Origin of the sequence: Achromobacter sp. ES-001, assembly GCF_019448355.1 — a bacterium.
GTDB lineage: Bacteria > Pseudomonadota > Gammaproteobacteria > Burkholderiales > Burkholderiaceae_B > Achromobacter > Achromobacter spanius_B.
In genome coordinates this window covers 91,226-109,222 of sequence record NZ_CP079940.1, presented here as the reverse complement: position 1 = coordinate 109,222, position 17,997 = coordinate 91,226, and the positions used below count along the sequence as shown (strand labels likewise).

19 protein-coding genes are annotated in these 17,997 nt (G+C 65.6%); 13 read left to right on the top strand and 6 right to left on the bottom strand.

Annotated elements, in window-relative coordinates:
* Window positions 1–2: 2 nt before the first annotated feature.
* From KYT87_RS00515 to KYT87_RS00490, 6 genes are all read left to right on the top strand, one after another.
* A complete protein-coding gene (locus KYT87_RS00515; protein WP_046803956.1) occupies window positions 3–1,184 on the top strand; it encodes an acetyl-CoA C-acetyltransferase in 1,182 nt (393 codons plus the stop codon).
* 255 nt (window positions 1,185–1,439) lie between these two features.
* Entirely contained in the window at window positions 1,440–3,047 is a 1,608-nt protein-coding gene (locus KYT87_RS00510; RefSeq protein WP_219991511.1) for a carboxyl transferase domain-containing protein, read from the top strand.
* Between the two features lie 71 nt (window positions 3,048–3,118).
* Complete coding sequence (locus KYT87_RS00505) at window positions 3,119–5,146, top strand: acetyl/propionyl/methylcrotonyl-CoA carboxylase subunit alpha (RefSeq protein WP_219991510.1); 2,028 nt, start codon at window positions 3,119–3,121, stop codon at window positions 5,144–5,146.
* A 267-nt stretch (window positions 5,147–5,413) separates the two neighbouring features.
* Entirely contained in the window at window positions 5,414–6,604 is a 1,191-nt protein-coding gene (locus KYT87_RS00500) for an MFS transporter (protein ID WP_219992571.1), read from the top strand.
* A 62-nt stretch (window positions 6,605–6,666) separates the two neighbouring features.
* Entirely contained in the window at window positions 6,667–7,041 is a 375-nt protein-coding gene (locus tag KYT87_RS00495; RefSeq protein WP_046803959.1) for a glutathione S-transferase N-terminal domain-containing protein, read from the top strand.
* Between the two features lie 147 nt (window positions 7,042–7,188).
* Window positions 7,189–7,740 (top strand): type 1 glutamine amidotransferase domain-containing protein, encoded by a 552-nt coding sequence (locus KYT87_RS00490; protein WP_304505145.1) that lies wholly within the window; start codon window positions 7,189–7,191, stop codon window positions 7,738–7,740.
* 66 nt (window positions 7,741–7,806) lie between these two features.
* Here the strand turns inward: KYT87_RS00490 and KYT87_RS00485 are convergent, their stop codons facing one another.
* Together KYT87_RS00485 and KYT87_RS00480 are read right to left on the bottom strand one after the other, a co-directional pair.
* Complete coding sequence (locus KYT87_RS00485) at window positions 7,807–8,445, bottom strand: ATP-binding cassette domain-containing protein (RefSeq protein WP_046803961.1); 639 nt, start codon at window positions 8,443–8,445, stop codon at window positions 7,807–7,809.
* A gap of 75 nt (window positions 8,446–8,520) precedes the next feature.
* Window positions 8,521–8,988 (bottom strand): Lrp/AsnC family transcriptional regulator, encoded by a 468-nt coding sequence (locus KYT87_RS00480; RefSeq protein ID WP_046803962.1) that lies wholly within the window; start codon window positions 8,986–8,988, stop codon window positions 8,521–8,523.
* A 133-nt stretch (window positions 8,989–9,121) separates the two neighbouring features.
* On the opposite strand from KYT87_RS00480, the gene KYT87_RS00475 reads away from it, so the two are divergent.
* Window positions 9,122–9,742, top strand: a complete 621-nt coding sequence (locus tag KYT87_RS00475; RefSeq protein ID WP_219991509.1) for a LysE family translocator — start codon at window positions 9,122–9,124, stop codon at window positions 9,740–9,742.
* A gap of 49 nt (window positions 9,743–9,791) precedes the next feature.
* Here KYT87_RS00475 and KYT87_RS00470 read toward each other — a convergent pair whose 3' ends face one another.
* Entirely contained in the window at window positions 9,792–10,682 is an 891-nt protein-coding gene (locus KYT87_RS00470; RefSeq protein ID WP_046803964.1) for a LysR family transcriptional regulator, read from the bottom strand.
* Window positions 10,683–10,816: 134 nt separating this feature from the next.
* On the opposite strand from KYT87_RS00470, the gene KYT87_RS00465 reads away from it, so the two are divergent.
* The 6 genes from KYT87_RS00465 (at window position 10,817) to KYT87_RS00440 (ending at window position 15,960) form a co-directional block, all read left to right on the top strand.
* Complete coding sequence (locus tag KYT87_RS00465) at window positions 10,817–11,971, top strand: alpha/beta hydrolase (RefSeq protein ID WP_255593762.1); 1,155 nt, start codon at window positions 10,817–10,819, stop codon at window positions 11,969–11,971.
* Entirely contained in the window at window positions 11,968–13,215 is a 1,248-nt protein-coding gene (locus KYT87_RS00460) for an MFS transporter (protein WP_370638742.1), read from the top strand. The genes KYT87_RS00465 and KYT87_RS00460 overlap by 4 nt, the downstream gene beginning before the upstream one ends.
* 205 nt (window positions 13,216–13,420) lie before the next feature.
* Window positions 13,421–13,828, top strand: coding sequence for an ASCH domain-containing protein (locus KYT87_RS00455; protein ID WP_046804050.1), 408 nt, complete (start codon window positions 13,421–13,423; stop codon window positions 13,826–13,828).
* Between the two features lie 91 nt (window positions 13,829–13,919).
* Window positions 13,920–14,795 (top strand): leucine-rich repeat domain-containing protein, encoded by an 876-nt coding sequence (locus KYT87_RS00450; RefSeq protein ID WP_219991508.1) that lies wholly within the window; start codon window positions 13,920–13,922, stop codon window positions 14,793–14,795.
* 49 nt (window positions 14,796–14,844) lie between these two features.
* Window positions 14,845–15,297, top strand: coding sequence for a hypothetical protein (locus KYT87_RS00445; RefSeq protein ID WP_219991507.1), 453 nt, complete (start codon window positions 14,845–14,847; stop codon window positions 15,295–15,297).
* Between the two features lie 6 nt (window positions 15,298–15,303).
* Window positions 15,304–15,960 carry a hypothetical protein gene (locus KYT87_RS00440; RefSeq protein ID WP_104144660.1) on the top strand — a complete coding sequence of 219 codons (657 nt, stop codon included), beginning with the start codon at window positions 15,304–15,306 and terminating at the stop codon, window positions 15,958–15,960.
* A gap of 9 nt (window positions 15,961–15,969) precedes the next feature.
* Here KYT87_RS00440 and KYT87_RS00435 read toward each other — a convergent pair whose 3' ends face one another.
* The 3 genes from KYT87_RS00435 to KYT87_RS00425 form a co-directional block, all read right to left on the bottom strand.
* Window positions 15,970–16,500, bottom strand: a complete 531-nt coding sequence (locus KYT87_RS00435; protein ID WP_219991506.1) for a hypothetical protein — start codon at window positions 16,498–16,500, stop codon at window positions 15,970–15,972.
* A 155-nt stretch (window positions 16,501–16,655) separates the two neighbouring features.
* Window positions 16,656–17,645 (bottom strand): NAD(P)H-quinone oxidoreductase, encoded by a 990-nt coding sequence (locus KYT87_RS00430; RefSeq protein ID WP_219991505.1) that lies wholly within the window; start codon window positions 17,643–17,645, stop codon window positions 16,656–16,658.
* Complete coding sequence (locus tag KYT87_RS00425) at window positions 17,642–17,992, bottom strand: carboxymuconolactone decarboxylase family protein (RefSeq protein WP_219991504.1); 351 nt, start codon at window positions 17,990–17,992, stop codon at window positions 17,642–17,644. Before KYT87_RS00425 ends, KYT87_RS00430 begins: the two co-directional genes overlap by 4 nt.
* Window positions 17,993–17,997: the final 5 nt, after the last annotated feature.

Genomic DNA, 17,997 nt, shown 5'->3' with positions numbered 1-17,997 from the left:
TCATGTCAGATCCCATCGTTATCGTTTCCATCGCCCGCACCCCCATGGGCGGCATGCTGGGCAGCCTGTCCGGCCTGGCCGCGCATGAGCTGGGTTCGGTGGCCATCAAGGCCGCCATCGAACGCGCCGGCATCAAGCCGGACCAGGTCGACGAAGTCATCATGGGCAACGTGCTGCAAGCCGGCCAGGGCCAGGCGCCCGCGCGCCAGGCGGCGCTGGGTGCCGGCCTGCCGCTGGGCGTGGCATGCACCACGATCCACAAGGTGTGCGGTTCAGGCCTGAAGGCAGCCATGTTCGGCCACGACCTGCTGGCTGCCGGCAGCGCGCAGGTGGTGGTGGCGGGTGGCCAGGAAAGCATGAGCAACGCGCCGTACTTGCTGCTCAAGGCACGCCAGGGCTACCGCTTCGGCCACAACACCGTGTATGACCACATGGCGCTGGACGGCCTGGAAGATGCCTACGACAAGGGCAAGGCCATGGGCGTGTTCGCCGAAGACTGCGCCGCGAAGTACGAATTCACGCGTGAACAGCAGGATGCTTTCTCGCTGGAATCGCTGCGCCGCGCCCGCGCCGCCACCGAAGACGGCAGCTTCAAGTGGGAAATCGCGCCCGTTACCGTTGCCGGCCGCAAGGGCGACACGGTGATCGACACCGACGAAGCCCCCACCAAGGCCATGCCGGAAAAGATCCCCACGCTCAAGCCCGCCTTCAAGAAAGACGGCACCATCACCGCCGCCAACTCGTCGTCGATTTCCGACGGCGCCGCCGCGATGGTGCTGATGCGCGCGTCTACCGCCGAAAAACTCGGCGTCAAGCCGCTGGCCCGCATCGTCGGCCACAGCCAGCATTCGCAAGAGCCGGGCTGGTTCACCACCGCGCCGGTCGGCGCGCTGAAAAACCTGTTCGCCAAGACCGGCTGGAAGGCCGAGGACGTGGACCTGTACGAAATCAACGAAGCCTTCGCGGTGGTCACCATGGCCGCCATGAACGACTTCAAGCTGCCGCACGACAAGGTCAACGTGCATGGCGGCGCCACCGCCCTGGGCCACCCCATCGGGGCATCGGGCGCGCGCCTGATGGCCACGCTGGTCGGCGCATTGCGCAAGACCGGCGGCAAGCGCGGCGTTGCCACGCTGTGCATCGGCGGCGGTGAAGCCGTGGCGATGGCTATCGAAATGGTCTAAATACGTGGCCTAAGTCATGGCCTAAATCACGGCCTGAATCACGACCAGGGAGACGGAATCATCTCCGTCTCCCGATTGGTTTTTCGCCGCGCCTTTCTTGTATGTCTTCCGGACGCGACCACGAGTCGCGGGTCATGCCGGGAAAGGCGCAACGAAAACCCATTCGACAAGAATGCCCGGCCCACCGGGAAGCAGAGACAAACCGCTCGACCAGAGCGCCTTCAAATTCCAATCACGCAGGACGGGTGGAACCCCATGCCCATCATCGAATCCCGCATCAATCCGCGGTCGCAGGACTACACCGATAACGCGCGCGCCATGCAGGCGCAGCTGGACGATCTGAATCAGAAACTGGCGCAGACCGCGCTGGGCGGCAGTGAAGCCGCGCGCGCCAAGCACGTGGCGCGCGGCAAGCTGCTGCCACGCGACCGCGTCGAAAACCTGATCGATCCGGGTACCCCGTTCCTGGAACTGTCGCCCATGGCGGCGCACGGCATGTACGACGGCGACGCGCCCGGCGCGGGCGTCATCACCGGCATCGGGCGTGTGTCGGGCACCGAATGCGTCATCGTCTGCAACGACGCCACCGTCAAAGGCGGCACGTACTACCCGATGACCGTCAAGAAGCACCTGCGTGCACAGGAAATCGCGGCGCAAAACCATCTGCCCTGCGTCTACCTGGTGGATTCGGGCGGCGCCAACCTGCCGCAGCAAGACGAAGTGTTCCCCGACCGCGAACACTTCGGCCGCATCTTCTACAACCAGGCGCAGATGTCCGCACAGGGCATTTCGCAGATCGCCGTGGTGATGGGCTCGTGCACCGCCGGCGGCGCCTACGTGCCCGCCATGAGCGATGAATCCATCATCGTGAAGAACCAGGGCACCATCTTCCTGGGCGGCCCGCCGCTGGTAAAAGCGGCCACGGGCGAAGAAGTCAGCGCCGAGGACCTGGGCGGCGGCGACGTGCACACGCGCCTGTCCGGCGTGGTGGACCACCTGGCCGCCAACGACATGCACGCGCTGCAACTGGCGCGCAACGCCGTCGCGCGGCTCAATCGCAAGAAGCCCGCGCAACTGGCCACCGTCGCGCCGCGCGAACCGCGCTACGACCCCAGCGAACTGAACGGCATCATTCCCGCCGACACGCGCAAGCCCTATGACGTGCGCGAAGTCATCGCGCGCATCGTGGACGGCTCGGAGTTCGATGAATTCAAGGCGCGCTTCGGCCCCACGCTGGTGACCGGCTTTGCGCATATCCAGGGCATTCCCGTGGGCATCGTCGCCAACAACGGCATCCTGTTTTCAGAGTCGGCGCAAAAGGGCGCGCACTTTATCGAACTGTGCGCGCAGCGCAAGATTCCGCTGGTGTTCCTGCAGAACATCACCGGCTTCATGGTCGGCCGCAAATACGAAAACGAAGGCATCGCGCGCCACGGCGCCAAGATGGTGACGGCGGTGGCCACCGCCGCCGTGCCCAAGTTCACCGTGCTGATCGGCGGCTCGTTCGGCGCCGGCAACTACGGCATGTGCGGTCGCGCCTATTCACCGCGCATGCTGTTCATGTGGCCCAACGCCCGCATCTCCGTCATGGGCGGCGAGCAGGCCGCCAGCGTGCTGGCCACCGTCAAGCGCGACGGCATCGAAGCGCGCGGCGGCCAGTGGTCGGCCGACGAAGAAGCCGCGTTCAAGGCGCCCATCCGCGAACAGTACGAACACGAAGGCCATCCGTACTACGCCACCGCGCGGCTGTGGGACGACGGCATCATCGCGCCCGCCGACACGCGCCGCGTGCTGGGGCTGGCGCTGTCGGCCGCGCTGAACGCGCCCATCGAAGACACGCGGTTCGGCGTCTTCCGCATGTAGGGCATCGGCCCCATCGCGCCCCTTACCGCAGCGCTTGCAGTTCAAGAAGAATTACAGCCAGGATGACATTCATGTTCGACACTTTGCTGATTGCCAATCGCGGCGAGATCGCCTGCCGCGTCGCCGCCACTGCCCGCCGCATGGGCATCCGCACCGTCGCCGTCTATTCGGACGCGGACGCCAACGCGCGCCACGTGGCCGCTTGCGATCAAGCCGTGTACATCGGCGGATCGGAACCGCGCGCCAGCTATCTGCGCGCCGACGCCATCCTGCAAGCCGCGCGCGACACCGGCGCGGGCGCCATCCACCCGGGGTATGGCTTCTTGTCGGAAAACGAAGCGTTCGCGCAAGCCGCTCAACAGGCCGGCATCGCGTTCGTGGGCCCGCCGGCATCCGCCATTGCCGCCATGGGCAGCAAGTCGGCCGCCAAATCGCTGATGGAAAAAGCCGGCGTGCCGCTGGTGCCCGGCTATCACGGCGACAACCAGGACCCGCAATTCCTGAAGACGCAGGCGGACGGCATCGGCTACCCCGTGCTGATCAAGGCCAGCGCGGGCGGCGGCGGCAAGGGCATGCGCGTCGTGGAATCGTCCGGTGCATTCCTGGACGCGCTGGCCTCGTGCCAACGCGAAGCGGCATCCAGCTTTGGCGATGACCGCGTGCTGATCGAACGCTATCTGCAAAAGCCGCGCCACATTGAAATCCAGGTGTTCGCGGACACGCAGGGCAATTGCGTCTACCTGTTTGAACGCGATTGCTCGGTGCAGCGTCGCCACCAGAAAGTCATCGAAGAAGCCCCCGCCCCCGGCATGACCGAAGAGCGCCGCCGCGCCATGGGCGAAGCCGCCGTGGCCGCCGCGCGCGCCGTGGGCTATGTGGGCGCGGGCACGGTGGAATTCATCGCCGAGCCCGACGGCCGCTTTTACTTCATGGAAATGAATACGCGGCTGCAAGTCGAACACCCGGTCACGGAAATGATCACCGGCCACGACCTGGTGGAATGGCAGCTGCGCGTGGCCGCCGGCCAGCCGCTGCCGGCGCGCCAGGAAGACCTGCGCATCAACGGCCATGCCATCGAGGCCCGCATCTACGCCGAGAACCCTGAAAAGGGATTCCTGCCGTCGATCGGCACCCTGGCCTACCTGGGCCTGCCGCCGCACACCGCGTTCGCCAACGCCGACATCCGCGTCGATGGTGGCGTGCGCACGGGCGACACGATCACGCCGTTCTATGACCCCATGATCGCCAAGCTGATCGTGCATGGCGCCGACCGCGACCAGGCCCGCCAGCGCATGTTGCAGGCATTGGCGCAAACGCAGGCCGTGGGCGTGCAGACCAACGTGGCCTTCCTGTCGCGGCTGATGAAAGACACCGCGTTCGCGGCGGCCGACCTGGACACCGGCCTGATCGAACGCCAGCGCGCCACGCTGCTGCCCGAACCGCAGCCCGCCGACGCCGCCACGCTGGCGCTGGCATCGGCCGCCGTGCTGGTGCGCCAGGGCCTGGCCCAGCCGAACGCAACGTCTGCCGGCAAAGGCCGCGCCGACCCTTGGGATGCACGCGACGGCTGGCGCTTGGGCGGCCAGTATCAGCGCCACCTGCAATGGGTGGACAACGGCGAGACGCGCCGCGTCACCGTTGCGCGCCAAGGCGGCGCGTGGACGCTGGACACCGGCGCGGGTCCGCAGCCGTTCCTGTGGCGCGCGCATGCCAGCGCGAACCCCAACCTGGCCTATGGCCTGCGCATTACGCTGGCCGGCCATGAAAACGCCGGCACCGTCGTGCTGCACGCCGACCGTGCCCACGTCTTTGGCGACAACGGCGCACATGTGCTGGAACTGTACGACCCGCTGGCGCACGCGCAGGACACGCAGGGCGAGCATGCCGGCGGCCTGACCGCGCCGATGCCGGGCAAGATCATCTCGATCTCGGTCAAGGCGGGCGACACGGTCGAAAAGGGCCAACCGCTTCTGGTGATGGAAGCCATGAAAATGGAGCACACCATTTCCGCGCCGGGCGACGGGAAGGTCGAAGAGGTGTTCTACGGCGTGGGCGATCAGGTCACCGAAGGCGCCGAGCTGGTGTCGATCGGGGCGTAAGCGAGAATCGCCGCACACGGTCGCGGAGGGGTGGCGCGGAGTGGTGGCACGGGCTGGTGGCACGGGCTGGTGGCGCCCTCGGCGGCATGGCCTGCGCGGCGCGCTCTGCCGTCTTGACCGCAGCGCATTGCCCCGCCGGCTGTGTCGCTTTAGTTTCGCGTCAGCCGGCTGTCACTAGAATGTGCCTTCCGGCGCCGCCCGCGCGCCTGCCGCGCACGCTCTCATGCCCGCCCCGATTCTCCCAGTCCGCTTACCCGCCCACCTTTCCTGCACTTCCTGTTCGCCCGCGTCAGCGCGTCACTGGCCTTCCAGATCGTCTCGGTAGCGGTCGGCTGGCAGATCTACGCGCTGTCCGGCAGCGCCATGGACCTGGGCTTGATCGGCCTGGCCCAATTCCTGCCCATGGCCGCGCTGACGCTGGTGGTGGGCCACGTGGCCGACCGCTACGACCGCCGCAAGATCGTCGCCGCGTGCATGGCGATGGAAACGCTGGCGACGCTGGTGCTGGCCATTGCCGCGCTGCATGGCGTGGGCGGCAAGACGCTGATCTACGCCACCATCATCATCATGAGTTCGGCGCGCGCGTTCGAAGCGCCCACCTTGTCCACGCTCATCCCCGCCGTGGTGCCGCGCGCATGGCTGCCACGCGCCACGGCACTGTCATCATCGGGCGGGCAGATCGCCCAGATCGCCGGACCCGCGCTGGGCGGCATCGGCTACAGCCTGGGCGCCGGCTGGATCTATTGCGTGGCAGCCGCGTTGTACCTGACGGCATTCGCGTCCATTGCCACCCTGGTCATCGAACGCGCGCCGCCGCGCAAGGAACCCACAACCTGGCGCACGCTGTTCGCGGGCATCACCTTCATCTTCCAACGCCGGCTGCTGCTGGGCACCTTGTCGCTGGATCTATTCGCGGTGCTGCTGGGCGGCGCCACGGCCTTGCTGCCGCTGTTCGCCAAAGACATCCTTAATGCCGGGCCATGGGCCTTGGGCGCCTTGCGCGCGGCGCCCGCGTGCGGCGCGGCCTTGATGTCGTTGACGCTGGCGCGCTTAAGCCTGGGCGACAACGTCGGGCGGCTGCTGTTCGGTTCGCTGATCGTGTTCGGGTTGGCGACGACCGTATTTGGTTTGTCCACGTCAATTCCGTTGTCCGTGGCGGCCCTGGTCGTGCTGGGCGCGGCCGACGCGGTCAGTGTCGTGGTGCGGTCCTCGCTGGTGCAGCTGAACACGCCCGACCACATGCTGGGCCGTGTCAGCGCGGTGAACACCTTGTTTATCGGCGCGTCGAACCAGTTGGGCGAATTTGAATCCGGTTTGACGGCCGAGCTGTTCGGCGCGGTGCCGGCCGTGGTGCTGGGCGGCATGGGCACGATTGCGGTCGCCGGGCTGTGGATGCGGTGGTTTCCGGGATTGCGAAAGCTGAAGACGCTGCACGGCCACGAGTCGGCGCAGACCTGAGGGCGGCGCGCGGCGAAAGAGTAGACTGACCGCCTCTTTCCTTTGTTTTGAGTCCATTCTCCATGCTAGTCAAAGCCCTGCGTGTCGGCCTGGGTCAACTGATCGTCATTGGCGACGCGCTGACTCGTCCGCGCCCGCAACAGCGATCGGCCCAAGGCCAGGCCAGCGTCAACGCGGAAGCCGCCGCGCTGTCGCTCTACCAATTCAAGGCCTGCCCGTTCTGCGTGAAAACGCGTCGGGCCATGCACCGCCTGAACGTGCCCGTAACGCTGCACGACGCCAAGAACGACCCCCAGGCGCGTGAACAGCTGCTGGCCGGCGGCGGCAAGATCAAGGTGCCTTGCCTGCGTATCGACGAGGCCGCCGGCACGCGCTGGATGTATGAATCCAGCGAGATCATTGCGTATCTGGACCAGCGTTTCGCCAACGTGGCCTGAGTGGCCTGAGTGGCCTGAGCAGTCCGTGCCCGATATTCCCTAGCCCGCGCGCGCTGTCGGCATGGCACTTGCTGCGCCAACGACTCGGCGGGCACGGCCCCGGCCCGCCGCGTGTCGCTCGCACGGGGCCCCGCACAGGGAGCAATCATGGCAACTCTTAACGACATGACCATCGCGATTCTGGCCGTGGATGGTTTCGAACAGGTAGAACTGACCGGTCCGCGCGACCGTCTGCAAGCGGAAGGCGCCCGCACCGTGCTGATATCGGCGCGCAGCGAGCCGATTCAAGGCATGCATCACGACAAACCCGGCGACCGCTTTCCCGTGGACCTGACGTTCACGCAGGCCGAAGCGGAACCCTCGGTATTCGACGGGCTGCTGTTGCCCGGCGGCGTAATGAACGGGGACGAAATCCGCATGCATCCCAAGGCGCAGGACTTTGTGCGCGCCATGTTGGACGCGGGCAAGCCCGTTGCCGTTATCTGCCACGGGCCGTGGCTGCTGGTGTCCGCGAACGTCGTGCGCGGCCGCACCATGACCAGCTGGCCGTCGCTACAGGACGACCTGCGCAACGCCGGCGCCAACTGGGTGGATCAGGAAGTGGTGGTGGACGGCACGCTGGTATCCAGCCGCAAACCCGACGACATCCCCGCATTCAGCAAGGCGTTCATCGAGGTCTTGCAGGCGTCCAGGCGCTGATGTGTTTCCAGGCGCGCGCGGGGGCTAACGGCTATCGGCTATCGGCTATCGGCTAACGGCTGGCGGCTAGCGGCTAGCTGGCCCCGCTGCCTGGCGCAGATCGGCCACGTTAAGCATGCGCGCGTTGCAGGCTTGCACCAGTTCGGGGTCGTGGCTGGCAAACAGCACGACGCGGTCGCGCGCCCAGGTCTTGAACACGTCGGCCAGCACGGCACGCGCCTGCGCGTCCAGCCCGTTGCTGGCACCGTCGGCAACCACGACGGCCGGCTCGCCCAGCGCGGCGGCCGTCAGGTACACCTTGCGGCGCGTGCCCGTGGACATCTGCTCAAAGCGCTTGTCCAGATGCGGTTCCAACCCCAGGCGCGATGCCAGATCCAGCACGCTGTCATCCAGGCCGACGTTTTTTTGCGCCGCCGCTTTCAGCAGGAAGTCGCGCCCGGTCTGCGTGGGAAATTCCAGGCAGTTGTCCGGCACATAAGCCACGCGCGACCGGGCGAGCCGCGGTGCTTGCTCAAGGGAATGCCCGTCTATCCAGACGTCTCCGCCGTCAGGCGGGATCACGCCCGCGATGATGCCCAGCAAGCTGGATTTTCCGGTGCTGTCTTCTTCGCACAGCGCCATGCAGCCGGGCTCGAACGTATGAGTCAGGCCTTGGAATACAAGGTAGTCGCCGTAGCGCTTGCTGAGGTTGTCGATGCGTAGCATGGCGGGAAGTTTGCCAGAGGAACGGGCGTTCGACCAGAAGCCCGTGCCGCGCGCGCAGGCGGCAGCGGCCGGGCGCTAGGTTCGCTTGCCAACGCCGGGCGGCACCACGCCCCGGCGCTCAATCGGCGTGGAGAAAACGATGGATGTTCGGGTTTCGCCATAGCCGTTGATCGTGCCGATAAAGCGTTCCAGATCCGCCAGGCCAGTGGCCACCACCGTCATCATGTAGGAATCCGCGCCTGCCACGTGATGGCACTCCAGCACTTCGGGCGCCTGGCGCAAGCGATCCAGAAGCGCCTTCTTGCCCGGCTGCGTCGCCGTGATGCCAACGATGGCCTTTACCGGGTATCCCGCTTTTGCGGCGTCCACCTCAACCGAAAAACGCTGCGCGATGCCCGCGTCCTGCAAGCGCTTAAGTCTTTCCGCCGTGGCCGCCACCGACAAACCGGCCGCTTGGGCCAAGGTCTTCAACGGCGCGCGCGCATCCTCTTGCAGCGCGCGCAACAGACGCCAAGCGATGTCATCCAGATCATTTTTATCCATTCTTGCGCAGCCCCGTTTTCACAAGAAAAAACGACAGGAAAATCGCTTTTCAGAAGAAGAATGTACTGTATCGAAGCCCGGGGCGGACTCGATAATTTGGGTTCCTCAACGCAGACGGCTGAACCAAAACAGCATGCTCGATATCCAGCACTACGGCAGTTTCATCGTTGCCATCCTGATATTCCAGGCGGTGCCCGGCGCGGGCACGATCGCCATTCTTGACGCCACCGCGCGCAACGGCAAGCGCGCGGGCATGGCCGCGGTGATGGGCACGCTGGTGGGCGACCTGCTGTTCATGGTGGCGGCCGTGGCGGGCCTGGCCGCCATCCTGCAGGCGCACCCGCTGATCTTCCGGGCGCTGCAATGGTCCGGCGTTGCGTACTTGTTGTGGCTGGGCGTGCAGCTATTGCGCAAACAGGCCGCGATGGATGGCGGGGCGCCTGCCAGGCGCGTGTCGGCGCGGGCCGCCTTTCGCCGCGCGTTCCTGGTCAGTCTGACCAACCCCAAGGTCATGCTGTTCTTTGTGGCGTTCTTTCCCTTGTTCCTGAAGCCGCAAGCCAGCCCTGCAACGCTGTTGGCGATGATGCTGCACGTGACGGTGCTTAGCCTGCTTTACCAAACCGCCTTGGTGTCGATCGGCCACCGGGTGGCGCGGCGCTGCTCGGCATTGCCGGGCGCCCGGACTGTGACGAGGCGGCTGGCCGGGTTGGCGTTGATCGGCCTGAGCGTCAAGCTGGCGACGGACGTGCGCTGATCCGAGCGCGCCAAGCGCGTGGGTCCGATAACGCAGCGCCGATCACGCATCACCCGCGTCGCAGCGCCTTCAACACGATGGAAAACGCCGGCGAGGGCTGGCGGCGGCTGGGATAGTAAAGGTGATAGCCGGTGAACGTCGGGCACCAGTCTTCCAGCACGCGCACCAGTGCGCCGGCTTCGATGTGCGGCATCAGTTCATCTTCGGGCAGCAAGGCCAAGCCCAGCCCCGCCAGCGCCGCGTCCACCTGCGGCGGTGCGGTGTTGAAGATCAGCTGCCCATCCACGCGCACATTCACCTGCCGGCCCCGGCGTTCAAAGTCCCACACATACAAGCCGCCAGAGGTCGGCATGCGCTGATTGATGCATTGATGCGCGGTCAGGTCGTCGGGCGTCAACGGTATGGGATGCCGGGAAAAGTAGTCGGGCGAGCCCACCACCGCCATGCGCAGCACCGGCCCGATTGGCACGGCGATCATGTCTTTGTCGATGGTGTTACCCAGGCGCACGCCTGCATCGAAGCGGTCGGCGACGATATCGCGCAGCCCATAGCTGACGTCGAACTCGACATTGATTTCGGGGTAGTCGCGCAGTACCGGCGCCAGCCGGGGCAACAGCACGGACCGCAGGATGTGATCGCCGCAGGTGATGCGCACCGTGCCGGCGGGCTTGTCGCGCAGTTCGGTCAGCGCATCCAGCTCCGCTTCGATCTCGTCAAAGCGGTGGCCGATGGCCTGCATCAGCCGTTCGCCCGCCGGCGTGGGCGACACGCTGCGCGTGGTGCGCGTCAGCAGCCGGATTTGCAGCCGTTCTTCCAGGCCGCGCACCGCCTGGCTTAACGCCGATTGCGTCACGCCCAGCGTGCCCGCCGCGCGCGTGAAGCTGCGTTCCCGCGCCACGGTAACAAAGGCCAGCAGATCGTTCAGGTTGCGTTTCGCCATGCGCGCGGCTCGTTTTATTTATTAGCTGGACTAATAGGGCAATTAAGGATTCATTACCTAGTCTAGCTTATCGCTCATCTTCAAAATGGAGACCATCCCGTCAATTCCCGTCAACTCCCGTGAAGGAAGCCGCCATGCAAGCGTCCAGCCCCCTTGAAACCGCCGCTGTCGACCCGGCCCATCAACCCGATGCCAACCGCCGCACCTTGTTAAAGGCCGCCGGCATCGGCACCGGCATGGCAGCGCTAAGCGGGCTGTCGTCCACGGGCACCGCCGCATTGGCCGCTGCCGCGCAACCGGCAGGCGCAACGCCCGAAGGCGCCGATAACTTCTACACCAGCGACCGCGTCACGGTCCAGAAGGTGACGTTCAAGAACCAATACCAGATGGAGGTGGTTGGCAACCTGTTCACCCCCAAGGATCTGGACCGCCGCAAAAAATTGCCCGCGATTGTGGTCGGCCACCCCATGGGCGCCGTCAAGGAACAAAGCGCAAACCTGTATGCCACCAAGATGGCCGAGCAGGGCTTCGTCGCGCTGTCTTTGGACCTGTCGTTCTGGGGCGCAAGCGCCGGCCAGCCGCGCAACGCCGTATCGCCGGACATCTACGCCGAAGACTTCAGCGCGGCCGTGGACTTCCTGCGGGCGCAGCCCATGGTCGATCGGGACCATGTCGGCGCCATCGGCGTTTGCGGAAGCGGCAGCTTCGTCATCAGCGCGGCCAAGATCGACCCGCGCATCAAAGCCATTGCCACGGTCAGCATGTACGACATGGGCGCCGCCAACCGCCACGCGTTGAACCGGACGCTGACGCCTGCGCAACGCCAGGCCATCATTGCCGACGCCGCGCAGCAACGCGATGTGGAATTCGCCGGTGGCGAACGAAAGTACACCAGCGGCAGCGTGCATCAGCTGACTGCCGAATCGACGCCTGTGGACCGCGAGTTCTACGACTTCTACCGCACGCCGCGCGGGCAATTCACGCCCGCCGGCTCCTCACCCGCATTGACGACGCACCCCACGCTGACCAGCAACGTCAAGTTCATGAACTTCTATCCGTTCAACGACATTGAAACGATTTCGCCCCGCCCGCTGCTGTTGATCACCGGCGACCAGGCGCATTCGCGCGAGTTCAGCGAAGACGCCTATCGCCGGGCGGCCGAGCCCAAGACCCTGCACATCGTTCCCGGTGCCGGCCATGTCGACCTCTACGACCGCGTCACGTTGATTCCGTGGGCGACGTTGAACGCATTCTTCGACAAGCATCTGGGGCGCGTGGAGGCGTCATGACCACATCCACGCAGCAGGCCACGGCGGCCGGCACGCCGGATCACGACGCACCCGGCGCTGGGCACGTCAGCCCCGATGCGCCGGCCCATTGGGGCGGCGTATTCGCGATGACGTTGTGCGTCTTTGCGCTGATCGCCTCGGAATTCATGCCGGTCAGCCTGCTGACCCTGATCGCCACGGACCTCCAGGTCAGCGAAGGGCTGGCAGGGCAGGGCATTGCCATTTCGGGCGCGTTCGCGGTACTGACCAGCCTGTCCATCGGCAGACTGGCCGGCAGCATGAATCGCAAGACGCTGTTGCTGGGGTTGACTGCGCTGATGGCCGTCTCTGGCGCCACCGTGGCGTTGGCGCCGAATTACCCGGTGTACATGGTGGGCCGCGCGCTGATCGGCGTGGTCATCGGCGGTTTCTGGTCGATGTCGGCGGCGACCGCCATGCGGCTGGTACCGCCGCGCCAGGTGCCACGCGCCTTGGCCGTCTTCAATGGCGGCAATGCGCTGGCCACCGTCGTGGCGCCGCCGCTGGGCAGCTACCTGGCGGCGGCGATAGGGTGGCGCGGCGCCTTCCTGTGCCTGGTGCCGGTGGTGGCACTGGCGCTGGCGTGGCAATGGGTCAGCCTGCCCGCCATGCAAGCCGAGCCGCTTACGCGGGCGTCGGGCAACGCCTTCACGCTGCTCAAGCGCCCCTTCGTTGCGCTGGCCATGGCCGCTTGCGGTGCGTTCTTCATGGGGCAATTCGCGCTGTTCACCTACTTGCGGCCTTTCCTGGAAACCGTCACGCACGTGGGCGTGTCGGCGTTGTCGCTGGTCTTGCTGGCCATTGGCGTGGCGGGCGTCGTGGGCACCGGCCTGATTGGCACGGTCCTCAAAAAAGGCCTGTATCCGCCCCTGATCGTCATCCCCGTGTTGATGGCGGCCATCGCCCTGGCGCTGATCCCGTTCGGCGCCTCGCTGACCGTGGTCGCGATACTGTTGGGCTTGTGGGGGCTGCTGGCCACTGCCGCGCCCGTCGGCTGGTGGAGTTGGGTCGCACAAGCCATGCCCCGGTCCGCCGAAGCCGCGGGCGGCTTGATGGTGGCGGTGATCCAGCTGTCCATCGCGCTGGGGTCGACGATAGGGGGGCTGCTGTTCGACCACAGCGGGTATCGAAGCACCTTTGCAGTCAGCGCCGTGGTGCTGCTGGTGGCGGCGATGCTGGCCACCCTGACGTCACGGTCGCACGCGCGCGCGGCGGCAGGCGCGTAGGGGTTGGGCGGTAGCTAGGCGGCCTCTGGGCGGTGGCGGGTAATGGGCATGCGGGCGGGGCACGGCTCGCCCGCGTCAAAGTCACTAGAATGCCATCATCACGTTCCAGTTTCGTACTCGGCCCGCGTTGAAAATTCGCGCCTGGCCGTGGACCGCGCACAACGTCCATCCCCGACCCGAATCAGGTGCAGCACCCATGCCAACCATGAAACCACCCGCCCCCTTCGAAGACGCCGTGACGTTTCAATTCGGCGATTCGCCGGAACTTGCCGACGCCTTGCTGGCCCTTGTGCTGGCCGGAACCAAGACCGCCACTTGCGGCGCGCTGCACCACTTCGGCGACGAAGAGCCCGTACCCCAAGCGGGCCGGCGCGATGTCGTGCTGGACGGCCAGGGCCGCCCCGCCTGCGTCATCGAGACGACCGGCGTATTGATCCAGCGCTTTGACCAGGTCGACGAAGCGTTCGCCGTCGCCGAAGGCGAAGGCCCGTACCCGGTCTGGCGCGACGAACACATCGCCTACTTCGAACGCAATGGCGGTTATTCGCCGGACATGATGCTGGTGTGTGAGCGCTTCCGCGTCGTTCACGTTTTTGACAGGTCGGCCCCATAAGGCCCAAAGAGCCCGGGCCGCGCTACACATGGGTGATCGCGGTCTTGATCCGCGTCGTAAACTGGCGATCCAAATTCCTTTGGAAAACCGCATGTCGCCCATCCCGTTTTCGACGCCCCTGCCCGGCCGGGATCAGACTTGGCGCTTCATGCATAGCCGCCAGTCCGCGCACTTTCCCGGCGACGATGCGCGCCTCGTGTTCTACGATGCGCCACCGGACGAGGCCACGCTGGCCCAGATCACAGACGTGCACCTGTGGGCGCCGCACGAAGATCCCCTGCAAGTCCTGCCCGAGCTCATCGCCCGGCTGCCCTCGCTGGTCCATTTGTCGATTGGACCGGGCGTCATCCTGCCCAGCGTCGTAAAGGGGCTGCGCGCCGATATGCTGCCCGCCAGCCTGCGCCACTTGTCCATGCATCCCCAATCGGGCACCTATACCTGGCAGGCGGGTCCGATGCCCCGCCTGGAATCCCTGACCGTCGGCGCAACGCTGCGCTTGGACCCACAGGACTTCCCCGCGTTGATATCGCTATCGGCCATTCCCGATCGGCGCGGCGCGTTGGTGGATAGCGCGTTGCAGCTGGCGTTGAAAGAACTGAACCTGTGGAACGTGCCGTTCGATTCGTCGCTGTTCAATCGCCTGGCGCCGCTGCCGCTGGTCGCGCTTGGCCTGTTGGGCGGGCGGACCCTGACAACGCTTTCCGGCATTGAACAGCTGCCCGGCCTGCGTTCGCTGCGTCTGAAGAACCTACCCTTGCTGGATACGATCGGCCCGATCGCAGCCCTTGCCGAGTTGGAATTTCTAAACATCCAGTACTGCGCGCGCATTGCGGATATCAGCGTGCTGGCAACGTTGCGACGTTTGCAGGAATTGACTTTGGTTGGCTGCGGCAATGTGGGTCTGGGCCAGCTGGAACACACGTTGCGCGCCTCGTTGCGGCGCGCGAATATCGCTGCGACACGGTAACCACGGTGCCCCTTCATGGCACTTCATGGCGTTTCAGGAGATCAAGGATATGCAATGCAATCGCAAGGCGTGGGCAAGCTGGCAGCGATCGGGCCGCCTGGCATTGACGTTGGGTATTGCCGCATTGCTGGGCGCTTGTTCTATGTCCTCCGGCATGTGCGACGCGTTCGGTCCCAGCAAAAGCGCGTCGATGGCGGTGCCGCAAAACGCATCCGTTGATGGGGTGTTCGCCTGCATCGATCAGGCAAGCGTCTCCAGCAAAGACCATGGTTCGCTGTTCGACAGCGGCTACGCCATCCGCGACACGCAATCCGGCGTGCTGGAGTCAAAAAATTACAGCACGCCCAACACCGGCGGCTTCCGTCTGCGGGCCGAGGTCTCAAAGCAGACGTCTACCTTGAAGCTGTCTTTGCGTGGCGCGGGCGCTTATTGCACGGACCTGGGCGTGGACAAGGAAATGGCCCGGCTCGCGTCGGACATCAGCAGCTGCCTTCAGCGGTAATTCCCAATGACCGTTCAACGTACGCTTGTGCTGCTTGCCGCGCTGACGCTGCCGCCCCTTGTGGGCGCGCAAGCCCCGTCCAGCGTCGCCGCCTGGACGCCGCCAGGCCCGACGGCATGCGCCTTTTCAGGGTGGACCACCAACCAGAAGCCCGAAATTCTGGTGCGCGCCGAGGCGTCCGCCACGTCCGACGTGCTGGGCAGCCTGCCCACTACGCTGGGCGATGGCCCCGATCCGGATATCGATTACTACAGCGTCACGTTCGATGTCACCGAGGCGCGCGACGGCTGGCTCAAGATCAAGAATGCCAGCGACGACATGACGGGTGGCGACGTCAGCCAGCCCCGGCCCGTGTATCGCGGCGAGGGCTGGATCGAAGCGGCGGATGCGCAAGTCGGCATCCAGTCGGCACGGGGTTACGCGCGCCCGGACATCGCCACCGAACGGCTGCTGGACCTGGGCCACGACTGGCTGACCGAGCGCGCCACGCTGCAAGGCATCGTGGCATGCGAAGGCGACTGGCTGCTGCTTGATTACGAGATGCGCAACAACGAGAAATTCGAACGCCTTGCCCCGAAGGATCGTGCGCGAGGGCGCGCGTGGTTTCGGGGCCTCTGCGCGTCCGCCGAGACGACCTGCGATATGCGTTCGGTGGATGAATGAACCACCCGGCTACAGCGACTCCAGCTGCTTGGGGTCGAACGCCCATTGATGCGTCCTGTTGTCCGCACACTGAATGACCGTCTTGCTGCGCTTCTGCGGCCCGATATCTTTCAGCTTGATTTCCGCATTGCAGACGGGGCAGCTCCCACCCATCGTGGTGAGGTAGACCCGCCCCGACTTATCGGCTTCGAAGTTGAACAAGCCGGCAAGCCGTACAAACCGCTTCTTCATCAAACCATGGCCGATCAGAAACGCAATCGCGCTGGGCACAACAAACCAGAACCACCACACGCCCCACTTGAAAGCCACTTCGCCAATGGTGACGGCCAGCCCCACCGCGCCCAACGCGGTAAGCCATCCCCGCTGTAGCGAACGGCCCGCCAGCGCGAGGGGTATGACGTCCATGCGCACGAGCTGCGGCCGATCCCAGCCGCCCTCCTTGGAGAGCGGTTCTTTATATGCCGGAGCGGCCGGCTCCTTTTCCACATCGAAGCCACCCAGCGGCGGCGGCGCCTGCTTGGCGTCGGACAAGCCGGACAAGGTTTTGCTGCACTCGTCGCAAAGCCGGCCACGACCGCGATGCGCCGCCCCACAAGTTTGACAATGCACGCGCGCTCTCTCGTGAATGATGACGACGGGCAAAAGGATACAACCGATTGGCGCCCCAGGCACCCGCGCGCGCCACCCTGGTTCCCCTACACCCCCATCGTCAAAATGATCTTCCCCACGTTCTGGGACGATTCCATTCGGCGGTGCGCGTCCGATGCGCGTTCAAGCGTATAGGTGCTGTCGACGACGGGAACCAGCCCGGCGCCGCTGGAAAAGCGGTCCAGCCAATGCTCGCGAAAGCGCTGCACCATTGCGTGTTTTTCGGCTTGTGGACGCGATTTCATGACGGTGCCGATAATTTGCAGATGGCGATAGAGGATGTCTTCAAGCGCGATGTTGACCTGGCCGCCGCCGCCCAGGATACCGACCTGAACCAGCCGCCCGCCGTTGGCCAGCGACGCGATGTTGCGTGCGAAGTTGGGCGCGCCGATGAAGTCGATGACTACGTCCACGCCCCGCTTGGACGTGTGTTCGGCCACGACCCGCGCGTAGTCCTGCGTGCGATAGTCGATGACGCAATCGGCGCCCAGTTGCTGCACCTGTGCCAGCTTGCTGGCCTCGGCCGTGGCGTACACGGTGGCGCCCGTCGCTCTGGCAAGCTGCACCGCCGCGGAACCCACGCCGCCGGCCGCCGCGTGGATCAGCACGGAATCTCCGGCACGCAAGCGCCCAAGGTGCAGCATGGCTTCGTGCGCGGTGACGAACACTTCGGGGATCGCGGCGGCATGGACGTAATCCAGCGCGTCGGGAACGGGCAAGGCCATGCGCCAGTCCAAGCGCGCAACTTCCGCGTAGGCGCCGCCGCCCACCACACCCATCACGCGGTCGCCCACCTTGAATCCACGCACGGCGCTTCCTGCTTGCAGCACTACGCCGGCGATCTCCAGGCCCATGATGGTGGAATCGCCAAAATTCGGGCGGCCGTAGCCACCCCGGCGGTGCGTCAGGTCGGCGCGATTCACGCCAGCGGCATGCACGCGGACGATAAGGTCGTCCGGGCGCATTTCGGGCGGGGGAACATCGGCCACTTCAAGCACGTCGGCCTCGCCAAACTGTTCAAAAATAATCGCTTTCATTGCTTGTCCTTCGCGCCGCTTTCGGGTGTTGCGGCAAGTGTGTGTTGTGCAATCGCCGATGCGGTAATTGCTGCGGGAAAGCCGACGTAGAACGCCAGGTGCGTGATCGCCGCCGCCAGTTCTTCACGCGTCACACCGTTGCCGACGGCGCGACGCAAATGGGCAGGCAGTTCGTCCCTGTGGCCAGCGGCAATCAGCGCGGCCACGGTGACCAGGCTGCGGTCTCGGAGCCCCAGCGCGGGGTCGCCCCAGACGTCGGGGTAAAGCGTGTTGTCGACGAAGGCCGACAGCGTGGGCGTAAAGGCGCGCGCGACCTCACGCGGCTGGCTGAAATCGATGTTGGACATGTGCT

Excerpts from the sequence above, each read along its gene's own strand:
- KYT87_RS00515 (WP_046803956.1), top strand. The coding sequence starts at position 3 with ATGTCAGATCCCATCGTTATCGTTTCCATCGCCCGCACCCCCATGGGC.
- KYT87_RS00455 (WP_046804050.1), top strand. The coding sequence starts at position 13,421 with ATGAAACCACCCGCCCCCTTCGAAGACGCCGTGACGTTTCAATTCGGC.
- KYT87_RS00485 (WP_046803961.1), bottom strand. The coding sequence starts at position 8,445 with ATGCTACGCATCGACAACCTCAGCAAGCGCTACGGCGACTACCTTGTA.
- KYT87_RS00445 (WP_219991507.1), top strand. The coding sequence starts at position 14,845 with ATGCAATGCAATCGCAAGGCGTGGGCAAGCTGGCAGCGATCGGGCCGC.
- KYT87_RS00490 (WP_304505145.1), top strand. The coding sequence starts at position 7,189 with ATGGCAACTCTTAACGACATGACCATCGCGATTCTGGCCGTGGATGGT.
- KYT87_RS00450 (WP_219991508.1), top strand. The coding sequence starts at position 13,920 with ATGTCGCCCATCCCGTTTTCGACGCCCCTGCCCGGCCGGGATCAGACT.
- KYT87_RS00425 (WP_219991504.1), bottom strand. The coding sequence starts at position 17,992 with ATGTCCAACATCGATTTCAGCCAGCCGCGTGAGGTCGCGCGCGCCTTT.
- KYT87_RS00495 (WP_046803959.1), top strand. The coding sequence starts at position 6,667 with ATGCTAGTCAAAGCCCTGCGTGTCGGCCTGGGTCAACTGATCGTCATT.
- KYT87_RS00510 (WP_219991511.1), top strand. The coding sequence starts at position 1,440 with ATGCCCATCATCGAATCCCGCATCAATCCGCGGTCGCAGGACTACACC.
- KYT87_RS00460 (WP_370638742.1), top strand. The coding sequence starts at position 11,968 with ATGACCACATCCACGCAGCAGGCCACGGCGGCCGGCACGCCGGATCAC.
- KYT87_RS00505 (WP_219991510.1), top strand. The coding sequence starts at position 3,119 with ATGTTCGACACTTTGCTGATTGCCAATCGCGGCGAGATCGCCTGCCGC.
- KYT87_RS00475 (WP_219991509.1), top strand. The coding sequence starts at position 9,122 with ATGCTCGATATCCAGCACTACGGCAGTTTCATCGTTGCCATCCTGATA.
- KYT87_RS00470 (WP_046803964.1), bottom strand. The coding sequence starts at position 10,682 with ATGGCGAAACGCAACCTGAACGATCTGCTGGCCTTTGTTACCGTGGCG.
- KYT87_RS00440 (WP_104144660.1), top strand. The coding sequence starts at position 15,304 with ATGACCGTTCAACGTACGCTTGTGCTGCTTGCCGCGCTGACGCTGCCG.
- KYT87_RS00430 (WP_219991505.1), bottom strand. The coding sequence starts at position 17,645 with ATGAAAGCGATTATTTTTGAACAGTTTGGCGAGGCCGACGTGCTTGAA.
- KYT87_RS00480 (WP_046803962.1), bottom strand. The coding sequence starts at position 8,988 with ATGGATAAAAATGATCTGGATGACATCGCTTGGCGTCTGTTGCGCGCG.
- KYT87_RS00465 (WP_255593762.1), top strand. The coding sequence starts at position 10,817 with ATGCAAGCGTCCAGCCCCCTTGAAACCGCCGCTGTCGACCCGGCCCAT.